We start from the raw sequence: 10,708 nt of genomic DNA on the forward strand, positions 1-10,708 counted from the left end.
GGGGCCCGGTGGCCCGGGCGGCCCGCGAGCGCGGTGGGGCGCGCGGCTCGCGCGGGCCGTGCTGGGCGTCGCGGCGCGCTGCGACGCGGGTGTCCGGCTCGTCGGGCTGCTGGCGTTTCTCGTGGTCGCGCTCGCGTTGTTCGGGTTGACGCTGCACGGCGTGGTCGCTCATCGGCTGGATGCGACCGACGGCCTGGTGAGCCGGCACGGCCGGGCGCTCGCCACGGCTCAGGAGTTGCGGGCCGCCCTGTCCCAGGCGGATGCCGCGGCGGCGGCGGAGGTCTTCGCGCCCGTCGAGCTTCTCGTCGGCAGGGGGGAGCCCGCCGCCGAGCTGCGGCAGCGCTATGACCGGATCAAGAACGGCGGGCTGTTCGAGGCGAGTGTCGCCGATGCCGCCCGTGACGTCCTGGACCTGCGCCGACTCGACCCGGCCCTGTGCGCCGCGGACCCGCCCTGGTCCGGACCCGCGGCGCCGCCGCCCGGACCCGACGGCGCGGGGACCCGGCCGTCGCCCGGGCGGATCGCCTCGTCGTGCCCTCTGGGCGTGCTCGCCGGGGGCATTCCTGTCTACAACGGGATGGTCGAACGGGCCCGGGCGAACAACCGGGCGGGGCTGTCCGTCGGCGAGGCCAACCTGCGGGCCGCCTCGACGATGATGCGCACGGAGATCCTTCCGGCGACCGAGGTGCTCGTCGCCCGGTACGCCGACGCGGTGGACACCGCCTACCAGCAGGCCACCGGCTCGCGGGGCGAATGGGCGATCGTGATCACGGCCGCCTTCGCGATCATCGCGTTCGTCGGCGTCCAGCTGCTTCTGGTCCGACGCACGAACCGACTGGTCAACCCGGGCCTGCTGCTCGGCACCGGGTGCATCCTGGCCACGGTCACCTGGACCGCGGTCGCCTTCGGAACCCAGCAGACCCGTCTCGACACCGCGCAAGACTCCGGGTACCGACCGATAAGCCTGCTCGCCCGATCGAAGACCCTGGCTCTGGAGGCACGGGTCGATGAGAACCTCTCGTTGACGGCGCTCGGCAACGGCACCCGTTTCGACGAGCACTTCGCCTGGGTGACCCGAGGCCTCGGCTTCGACGTGACCGGCGACCGCCTACCGCCCGAACCGGTCACCCGTCGTGGTTCGCTCGTCGTCGCCCTCGACGCGCGCGGGGGGGCCGGGATACCGGCGGGACTCGAGGGCGATCTGCGCTCCTGGCTGCGTATCCGGGCCTCGGTGGTGGCTCTGCTGGCCTCGTCACCGGACTCGGTCGTCGCGGCCGCGCGAGGACCGGGAGACGCCGGCTCCTCCGTTGGGGACCCGCGTTCCTCCGACACGTTCGGACAGGCGGTGACCCGGACCCTCGGGCCGGGCACGACGGCGTTCACCAGCTTCCTCGGCAAGCTCGACGTCGCGATCGACGCCGCCCGGGGCAGGTTCGAAGGAGATGCCCGCCGGGCCGCCGCGGCGTTGCGCGATCTCGAGCTGGCCGGCCCGGCGCTCGTCCTCACCGCGATCGTCGCGGCCGCGGCGGGGATGTGGCCCCGGCTCCGGGAGTACCTGTGAGTCCGCCCGGTCGGACCGGGCGCCGGCACCCCCCCATCCCGACGAGGGGAGTGGGCCCGGTGCTCGGGGGGATCCTCGTCGGCTGCATGGTCCTCGTGGGCGGTACGGGCTGCAGCACCGCCCGTAGTCCCCTTCCGCTGGAGGCCGCCCCGATGCCGCCATCACCGGTGCCGGGCGCCGAGCCCACGCAGGCGTCGGCGGGATCGGCCAACCCGGATGGAACCTGTCGCCGGGATGGCAGACCGCTCCGGTCGAGCGATCCCCCCCTCACCCCGATGCCTCCCCCCGGCCGGATGCCGGTGGGCAGCCGCCTGCGCGCGATCGCGCAGGACCGCGGCTACCTGCGCGTGGGCATCGCCACCGACGCGCCCCCGGCCGGGTTGATGAACTGGCGCACCTTGCGACTGGAGGGGTTCGACGTCGGCATAGCCCGCGCGGTCGCCGCGGCCATCTTCGGTGCCGAGCGGGTCGACAATCATATCCAGTTCCGTGCCGTCACCACCTCCGAGCGGGAGGACCTGCTCCGTTCCGGCATGGTCGACATGCTCGTGGCCACCATGACCATCACCTGCGAGCGCAAGCGGCAGGTCCGGTTCTCCGACGTGTACTACGAGTCGACTCTGCGGTTGCTGGTCCGGGAGAACGCCGGGTTCCGCGGTATCGCCGATCTCGTCGGACGACCGGTCTGCTCGTCGGCGGGGAGCACGTCCAGCGAGAAGCTGGCGCAGCTGCCGGCGCCGGGACCCCGACCGGTGACCCGGGCCCGCATCGCCGACTGCCTGGTCGCGCTCCAGCACGGTGACGTCGACGCGATCGCCGGCGACGATGTCCTCCTCGCCGGGCTAGCCGCCCAGGACCCCGACACGACGGTGCTCGGGCCGAGCGCCTTCGGCGCGGGCTCCGAAGCCGGCGGCTGGCTCGACGAGCCCTACGGTATCGCCATGCCGATCACCGGGGACACGGCGGGAGACGACGAGTTCGTCGCGTTCGTCAACGGCGTGCTTCGCGAGATCATGCTCGACGGAACCTGGTCCCGCCTGTACGACGAGTGGCTGCGACCGGGCCTACGCGTACCCGGCCGCCCCCCGCTGCTCGACGGCGGCCGTCCCTGACCGGGCCGTGAACCGGCGGGCTGTGAACCGGCGGGCCAGGCGAACCAGGCGAACCAGGCGAAGCCCGGGAGCTCCAGGTCTCCGGAGCTCCCGGGGGCGAGCACGAGATCGAAGCCGGCGATTCATGGCGATTCATGATGAATGATGCGCATCCGAGGCCTAGTACCCGAACTCTGATGATTATTACAGTTCGGGTGGTAGACCGGCAAGCCGTGCGCTGGCGTCCCAGAGCTGGTTGCAGCGCGCGACGTCGGTACCGGGTTAAGGAGGCGCTGCTCGCCGCGATCGCCGCCCGGGAGTTGGAGCGGCAAGGCGCCGAGCTCGCCACCGCGATGCGTGGTGGAAGGACGCCCGAGGCGGTACTGCGCATGGCGATGCACCACTACATCACCTGGGCACTGGAGTACCCGGCACGCTTCAGGCTGGTATTTGGCGCCTGGTCGATCGACTCGCGGGAGCTGAGTACTGCGGCCTGACAGCGGCCCACGTCGCGCAGACCATGCTCGTCGATACCGTCACCGCGGCCCAACAGCTTGGTGCGTTGCCCGCAGGTGACCCGGTGCGCGTGGCATCTCTCGTGCGGGCACTCGCGCACGGGGCTGCCGACCTTGCCCTGGCGGGGCATCTCGCCGCTGACGGGAAGGGTCACGCGAGTCCCCAGCAACTCGTCGACGACCTGCTTGACCACCTGCGCACCGCAGCTCAGCGCCTATGAGCAAGGAAGCTACGGCTGAGCAAGGATGTCAACGTCAGAGCAGCGTGCGGGGACGGATGCGGTTCGCCTGGTCGACGAGGCGGACCCGGCTCGCCCGGTCACCGGCCAACCGGGCCATCTCCCGGTAGGTCTCGGCCAGTCCGAAGCGGAGGTCCCGTTCCACCATGACCCGACCGAGCAGGGTCGGTGGCCGGGGCGCATCCGCGGCCGGGTAGGCGGACGAGTAGGTCGTGACGAGGGCCAGGGCGGCGGTGAACAGGTCACGGTGCAGTTCGGCCCGGCGTCGTTCGCCCAGGTCGAGCCTTGGATCGGCCAGTATCGTCGCCGCCCGGTGCAGGGCCGCCGATCCCGAGGCCGCGCGGTCTGGTCGGGTGGCCCGGCCGACGAGCACCCCGATCATGCGGATCCGCGACGCGGTGTAGGCGGCGGACGACGGAGGGACCCGTAGATAAGCGTCGATCTTGTCGGCCGGATCGGTCCGGCATCGGGCCAGCCCGAACGCCGCGCTGGTCGTGCTCGGATCGATGGTGGAGACGACGTCGAACAGGGCTGCGGCCCGGTGCCGGGCCGCGTCACGTTCAGGCGCGGTGCCCGCGGTGCCCGTGGTGGTCGCCATGTCCGCGAGTGCGGTCGCGAGGGCGAGGCGCGGAGCGAGCTCCCCGGGGACCCGGGAGTAGACCCGGTCGAACGCCGCGGCGGCCACGGCCGGTTGTCGTCCGACGAGGGCGTGCAGGCCCCGGTACCAGTCGACCCGCCATTCCCGCGGCTGCTCCGCGGCCGCGTCGTCCAGAGTGCCCGCCGCCTCATGGAGCTGCCCGGCCCGGATCTGGGCGCGGGCCAGGGATAGCCGCACCTCGGTGGTCCTCGGGACGATCGCCGCCAGCCGGGTGGCCAGGGAGGCCGGTTCCTCGTCCGAACCGGCGGTCAGTCCGGGCGCCCATGGATCGTCCTGGTCGATGCGCAGATCGGGGAGGACCTCCCACCATGCGGGGGTCCCGGCGGGCCCCGCCTCCCCGGTGGGATGCCCGACGGCGTCGAACCACCGGCTGGCCAACGGGGGGACCGGCCCCTCCGTTCTGGCCACGATCTCGTAGAGCACCCCCACCAGTTCGTCGGCGAGCTCCGTGGTGCTCTGGAATCGCTGGTCGGGATCGGTCGCGGTGGCCCGGCGCAGGAGCCGGTCCAGGGATTCGAAGTCCCGCAACGGGGCATGGGCCCGGCGCGGCGGCAGGGTGTGCCGGTAGGCGCCGAGGAAGCCCGGGAACCGGCCGAGGACGAGACGGGCCAGGGTCCGGGCGACGGCGAAGATGTCGGTGGTGACCGTGGGCGCGGTGCGCGCGATGCCCGCCGGGCGTTCCCCGTCGTCGTCGAGTTCGGGGGCCCGGTAGCCGGGCGTGGACAGGTATCCCGACACGCGGTCGTCGAGCCGGCGCGCCCCGCCGAGGTCGATCAGTTTGACGTCCTCGGCGGTGACCATCACGTTTTCCGGTTTCAGGTCGCAGTAGACCAGCCCGAGGCGATGCAGATGCCCGAGGGCCGGAAGCACCCGCAGCAGGTAGCGGATCACATCGGCGGCCGACGGCGGAGCCGACCGCCCGTCCGGTCCCGCCACCCCGACCTCGGCCAGGCCGGCCAGGGACGCCCCCGGCACGTACTCCATGACGATGTAGTCCTCGCCATGGTGGGTGACATAGTCGAGGATCTTGACGATGCCCGGATGGGACACCGTGGTCAGGATGCGCCGCTCTCCCTCGGCGATCCGACGCGCCTCCGGGTTCGCCGCGTCGAGCAGGCCCTTGAGCACCACCCAGGCCTGCACGTCGTCGCCGCCGAGGTTGTCGTCGGTCGCGGCATATACCCAGCCGAGCCCGCCGTGCGCGATGACGCCGTGCACGGTGTAGCGGCCGACCCGTTCGCCCGGTCGCAGCTTGACGGTGAACGAGTAGCGGTGGCCGCATCCCGCGCAGCTGCCCTCCAGGGCGACGCTCTCGTCCTGCTCGTCCTGGCCCGGCCGGGCCACGGGCGCGCCGCACCCGGCGCACTCCCGCAGGCCCGTGGGAACGCTGGGCGCGCCCAGGAGGGGCGGGGTCGACCCGGGGGGCGGGCCGACCAGGTGCGGGAGCCGGAGCGGATCACGGTGGGCGCCGGCCGCCGGACCCCGCCGGGGTAGCGCGGTCACCCGGGGAGCCGGCAGATTCACCGACCCGGGTTCCCCGACGATGGGAGGCCCGGCAGGGGGTCTCGCGCTGTCCTCCGTCATGGGCCCCTCTTCGCCGACGGGCACCATTCGCGTGCCGGGTCCACCCGCCACCCCGTGCCGTCGTTCCCCGGTGGGTCGTCCCCGAGCGCCGTCGTCCGGTCCGTTCGTCGCCTTGTCCGTGCGACGGCTTGTCCGTGCGACGGCTTGTCCGTGCGACGGCTTGTCGGAATGGAATGCCGTGGCGCGGTGGATCCCCGTGGTCGGGCGGTGCGCGCTGGTACGTGACCAGCCTGCCATGCGGTCGGGTTGCCCGCCGTGACGGAGCCCGGTTGCGTCGGCTACGGGTTGTTTGGCGGGCGAGTTTGGCGGGCGAGGGCCCTGGGACGCGTCCCACCGAAATGCCGCACCCACGATCGGGTGGTCGAAGCAGGTGCCGACCCGGTCACCGCCGGCGCTCGGCGGCGCGGGCCTTCACGGTCGCGCCGAGGCCGCGCGCGGTGGTTTCGGCACGCTGCTTCAGCGGCCCGAGGGTGCGGCGCAGCCGATCGATCCGTCCCTCGCCGCCGCGGGTGACATCCGCCGCCTCGCCCTCCCCGTAGTCATGATCGGGATGGTCCGCCGCGCTCAGCCGCCAGTAGCCACGGGTCGACAGGTCGGCGCGGTCCAGCCCCGAGGCGAGCAGGTGACGGCGGATCCGGCGTACCGCCGTGGCCTCGCAGGCCACCCAGGCCGCGGTGCCGGCGGGCAGGGGTATGGCCCCTCGACGGCCTCGGCCAGCAGTGCGCCGGGAACCCCGCCGTTACGGTGCAGCCAGGTGACGGTCGTCGCGGGGGTGACCGGGAGAGCCCGCTGGCGGCCGGCGTCGCGAACCTCCGCCACCACGGTCACCGGTACCCGAGTGGGCAGCCGTTCCAGCACCGTCGCCAGCGCGGGCAGGCCGGTCTCGTCGGCGGCGAGCAGGTGGTGCGCGGCCGACGTCCGCACCTCGTATCCACCCCCCGGTCCGGCGATGGCGAGATGGTCACCGGGCCGGGCGGTACGCGCCCACCGCCCAGCCGGGCCCTCGCCGTGCAGGAGCATCTCGATCTCCAGTTCGAGGGCCTCAGCGTCGAACCGGCGCGGGGTGTAGGTCCGCACGATCGGGCGGGGCGCACCCGCCGGGAAGACGGGTCGTCCGTCCGGCCCCCAGCCCGGAACGGTCGGTTCGGTCTGCCCGTCGGCCGGCAGGAAGATCTTCACGTGCTGCGCGGCCCGGGGCAGCGAGAATCCGGTCAGCGCCGGCCCACCGAGCGTCACCGTCACCATGTCCCCGGTGAGCGGGGTGACGCGGACGACCCGCAGCCGGCGCGGGGCCGGCCGGGCGTGCCGCGGCGCGGGCCGGTTCTCCGCCGACGCCGACGGGCGGCCGTCGCGCCCGTCCGGTAGTCCGGTCGGGTGGGGCGTGGATGGCACGGAGGAGTCCGGCCCGAACGTCGACATCGGCTCTTGCGTCCTGCCTCTCGTGACCGCGGGCCGGACTGGTTCTGGCCCGCACGGACGGGCTTCAGGCCCGGGACGGGGCCGTCCCGACCTCCGCGAGCCCGGGTGGCATTCCAGGACGAACCTATGCCCCGCCATTCGGGCGATGACTCGCGGAGGGGCGCGACGGTCGTTCCGTACCTGCCCCGTACCTGCCCCGACAGGATCATCCTCCTTGACAAGGAAAATTTTCGGTAGGACGATGAGGCGCATGTTGGAGGTCGCAGTGATCGATGACCCGGCCGCCGCGGGGGCCGCGCTCGACCCGGTCCGGGCGAGTTTGCTGGCCGCGCTCGCGGAGCCGGGTTCGGCCAGCACCCTGGCCGCTCCCGTGGGGCTGTCACGTCAGCGGGTCAATTACCACCTGCGGGCCCTGGAGCGTCACGGGCTGGTCGAACTCGTCGAGGAACGCAGAAGGGGCAACTGCACCGAGCGCGTACTACGGGCGACGGCGGCCTCCTATGTGATCTCGCCGACCGCGTTGCCGGCGGTCGCCCCGGATCCCGGCCGGTCGCCGGATCAGCGCTCTGCCCGATGGCTGCTCGCGCTCGGTGCCCGGCTGGTGCGGGAGGTCGGCGACCTCATCACCGGTGCCACCGCTGCCCGGCAGCGGCTGGCGACGTTCGCGATCGACAGCGAGATCCGATTCGCTTCCGCCGCGGACCGCGCCGCGTTCGCCACGGAGCTCGGGGAGACGGTTGCCGCCCTCGTCGGCAGGTACCACGACACCACCGCCGAAGGCGGGCGCTCCCACCGTTTCGTCATCGCCCTGCACCCGAGCGTCACGCGGCCCGAGCGGGTGGCTGTCGGATCCGATGCGGGGTCCGATGCGGGGGAGGACGTCCTCGGCCTTGGCACCGCCGGTCCCACCGGCACCGACAGTCCCACCAACGCAGCCGGCCCCACCGGAACCGATGGCCCCACCGCAACCAAGGAGAACTAGAGATGTCCCGTGAGTTCGAGATCCGCCGCGAGGGCGTGCTGCCCACCTCCCCGGAGGAGTACTGGGACGCCGTGACCACCGGTAACGGCGGATGGCTGTGGCCGATGGAGTTCGAGCCCCGGCAGGGTGGCGCAGCGCCCTTCGGGGGCACGGTCACCGTCTGGGACCCGCCGCACCACCTCGTCACCCGGGTGGAGGGTGCGGACGGCTGGTTCAACCAGCTGGAACACGTGATCGAGGGCCGGGACGGCGGCATGACCTCCTTCCGCTACGTCCACAGCGGGATCTTCGTCGACGACTGGGAGAATCAGTACGACGGCGCCAGCCAGCACACCGACTTCTACCTGCACACGCTCGGCCAGTACCTGCGGTACTTCAGCCGCCGGCCGGTGACCTACGTCGCGGCCGACGCGCCGGCGTCCTCGACCGCGCCGGACGCGTTCGTCCGGCTGCGCCGCGAGCTCGGCGTCGCCGACGAGGTCGGCCAGGGCGACGCGCTGCGCGTCACCCTCCCGGGCATCGACCCGCTGGACGCCGTGGTCGACTACCTGCATCCCCACTTCCTCGGCCTGCGGACCGGCGACGGGCTGTACCGCTTCTTCGGCCGCAACGCCTTCGGCGCCCCGATCGGCATCGCCCTGCACCTGTTCGCCCCCGGCGCCGACCAGGCGAAGACCACCCAGGCCTGGACCGACTGGCTGCAGGACGTGTTCGCCTAAGCGCCTTTCCGTCGATCCCCGCCGTTTTGTCGATCCCCGCCGTTTTGCCGATTTCCGCCGGCTCGTGTCGGGCCGGCACCGGCACCCGGTCAGGGATGACGGTCATACTCCGAACGCCCGTGCCAGCCGCGTCAATCCCTCCGTGATCTCCACCGGCGGGTGCGTGGTGAAGGACAGGCGCAGCGTCGCGGGGTCCGGCGGCCCCGCGAAAAAAGGAGCACCGGGAACGTAGGCCACGTCGTGCTCCACCACGCCGGGCAGCAGGGCGGTGGCGTCGTGACCGTCGGGGAGGCGGGCCCAGACGAACATGCCGCCCTCGGGCCGGTTCCAGCTGCTCCCGGGCGGCAGTGCCCAGGCGAGCCCGTCGAGGAGCGCGTCGCGGCGTTCGCGGTAGGCGGCGCACATCCGCGCGATGTGCAGGTCGGGGTCGGCGTCGGCCAGATACCGGGCGGCGGCGGCCTGATCGACCGTGGAGGTGTGCAGGTCCGCGGCCTGCTTGGCGATCACGCAGGCCCGCCGCAGCATGGCCGGGGCCCGCAGCCAGCCCAGTCGCATCCCTGGGGCCATGATCTTGGAGAAGCTGCCGAGCAGGACGGTGCGGTCGGCGGCGTCGGCGAACGACGCGATCCACGGCTCCCGCGTGCCCTGGAAGCGCAGCTCACCGTAGGGGTCGTCCTCGACGATCCACAGGCCCTGCTCCGCGGCCACCCGGGCGACGGCCGCGCGGCGCGCCGCGGACAGCGTCCGACCGGTGGGGTTCTGGAAGGTCGGCACCAGGTAGAGCAGCCTGGGACGCTCGCGGGCCACCGTCTCCGCCAGCCGGTCGGGGAGGATCCCGTGCTCGTCGGTGGGGACGGGCACCACCCGGGCACCCGCGAGGCCGAGGCACTGCAGGGCAGCCAGATAGGTCGGATCCTCCACGAGGACCGCGTCACCCGGCTCCACGAGCGCCGCCGACAGCAGCGTCAGGGCCTGCTGCGAGCCCTTCGTGATCAGCAGGTCGTCCGCTCGGGTGGGCAGGCCGCGGCGCGCCAGGCGGTCCGCGACCGCTTGGCGCAGGTCCGGGTCGCCCTCCGTGGCGGAGTACTGCAGCACGCGCCGCGGCTCCTCGGCGAGCACCCGGTCGTAGGCGCGCCGAATCCCGTCGGCGTCGAAGAGCTCGGGAGCGGGTAGACCGCCGGCGAAGGAGATCACCTCCGGGCGGGCGGTCAGCGCGAGGATCTCCCGCACTGGCGAGGTGCGCACGGCGCCGGCTCGGGCGGCGAGACCGGGCACCGCAGCGGCGGGTGGAGCGGCGTTGGTCATGGCGGCTCCTCGAACTCCTTCTCCGGGTTCTCCCCGACGTACACGACCACTCGCCGCCAACCGCCGGGACGGCCGTACAGCGGCGTTCCAGCATGTGGACTGTGCTTCCCGCATCCTGGACTTTCTGGCGATCATAGCCATCGGCGCCGGCTCACGTGGCCGCCCGCGACTCCGAGCAGGCCGAGCAGCACGTTCACCAGGAATGGGGATGGCAGAGGTCATCATGCCCCTTCGTCTCGGGCGCAGACGATGTCTCCGATCGGGCTGGTTGAGGGGGCTGCTTGTGAACAGGCACCGAACGCCGACGGCGTGGGTAAGACGTCCGCACGGAGAAAGCCAGACTGCGGACCTGGACGGAATGGCGACGGGGAATTCTCCTGTCGCAGTGGTTTATGCGGAACTCATGGAACAGAAATAGAGCGCCCGGATCGCAGAGAATGCCTGCCGGCTGGACCACGACCTCGACGGTCGCGATCGGGCGGGAGATGATCAGGGGAGCGTGTCGGACATCGAACTGATACAGTCCGGCGGAGTCGAGTGTCGTCGACTCTGAGTGTCGCGCTGGTCGCCGGGAGTCCGGTCGCCCGGCACCGGCCAGGGTTCCTTCCCGGGAGACTTCACCGGATCTGGATCTG

Annotated in this window: 10 protein-coding genes; 6 read left to right on the top strand and 4 right to left on the bottom strand. The window is 72.6% G+C overall.

Translation table 11 applies throughout. The features are described 5' to 3' along the window. From AC08OU_RS17625 to AC08OU_RS17640, 4 genes are all read left to right on the top strand, one after another. A partial coding sequence (locus tag AC08OU_RS17625; protein ID WP_476605338.1) for a hypothetical protein occupies positions 1 to 1,561 on the top strand: 1,561 nt, incomplete at its 5' end. Between the two features lie 293 nt (positions 1,562 to 1,854). Continuing rightward, complete coding sequence (locus AC08OU_RS17630; RefSeq protein ID WP_476598838.1) at positions 1,855 to 2,673, top strand: glutamate ABC transporter substrate-binding protein; 819 nt, start codon at positions 1,855 to 1,857, stop codon at positions 2,671 to 2,673. Positions 2,674 to 2,867: 194 nt separating this feature from the next. Next, positions 2,868 to 3,149: a hypothetical protein gene (locus AC08OU_RS17635; protein WP_476596351.1), complete on the top strand. Its 282-nt coding sequence runs from the start codon at positions 2,868 to 2,870 to the stop codon at positions 3,147 to 3,149. A 23-nt stretch (positions 3,150 to 3,172) separates the two neighbouring features. Continuing rightward, positions 3,173 to 3,388 carry a hypothetical protein gene (locus tag AC08OU_RS17640; RefSeq protein ID WP_462188687.1) on the top strand — a complete coding sequence of 72 codons (216 nt, stop codon included), beginning with the start codon at positions 3,173 to 3,175 and terminating at the stop codon, positions 3,386 to 3,388. A gap of 34 nt (positions 3,389 to 3,422) precedes the next feature. On the opposite strand, the gene AC08OU_RS17645 is transcribed toward AC08OU_RS17640, so the two are convergent. From AC08OU_RS17645 to AC08OU_RS17655, 3 genes are all read right to left on the bottom strand, one after another. Continuing rightward, on the bottom strand, positions 3,423 to 5,648 hold the full coding sequence (locus AC08OU_RS17645) for a serine/threonine-protein kinase (protein ID WP_476598835.1): 2,226 nt from the start codon (positions 5,646 to 5,648) through the stop codon (positions 3,423 to 3,425). 382 nt (positions 5,649 to 6,030) lie between these two features. Then, entirely contained in the window at positions 6,031 to 6,312 is a 282-nt protein-coding gene (locus AC08OU_RS17650; RefSeq protein ID WP_476598833.1) for an SIP domain-containing protein, read from the bottom strand. Further along, on the bottom strand, positions 6,213 to 7,067 hold the full coding sequence (locus AC08OU_RS17655) for a siderophore-interacting protein (RefSeq protein WP_476598832.1): 855 nt from the start codon (positions 7,065 to 7,067) through the stop codon (positions 6,213 to 6,215). The genes AC08OU_RS17650 and AC08OU_RS17655 overlap by 100 nt, the downstream gene beginning before the upstream one ends. A 250-nt stretch (positions 7,068 to 7,317) precedes the next feature. Here AC08OU_RS17655 and AC08OU_RS17660 point away from each other — a divergent pair, with 250 nt between their 5' ends. Then, positions 7,318 to 8,049 carry an ArsR/SmtB family transcription factor gene (locus AC08OU_RS17660; protein WP_462188690.1) on the top strand — a complete coding sequence of 244 codons (732 nt, stop codon included), beginning with the start codon at positions 7,318 to 7,320 and terminating at the stop codon, positions 8,047 to 8,049. Positions 8,050 to 8,051: 2 nt separating this feature from the next. Further along, on the top strand, positions 8,052 to 8,768 hold the full coding sequence (locus AC08OU_RS17665) for an SRPBCC family protein (RefSeq protein ID WP_476593981.1): 717 nt from the start codon (positions 8,052 to 8,054) through the stop codon (positions 8,766 to 8,768). Positions 8,769 to 8,870: 102 nt separating this feature from the next. Here AC08OU_RS17665 and AC08OU_RS17670 read toward each other — a convergent pair whose 3' ends face one another. Then, positions 8,871 to 10,073: an aminotransferase-like domain-containing protein gene (locus AC08OU_RS17670; protein ID WP_462188693.1), complete on the bottom strand. Its 1,203-nt coding sequence runs from the start codon at positions 10,071 to 10,073 to the stop codon at positions 8,871 to 8,873. Between the last annotated feature and the right edge of the window lie 635 nt (positions 10,074 to 10,708).

It is taken from the genome of Frankia sp. CcMO1 (assembly GCF_977945845.1).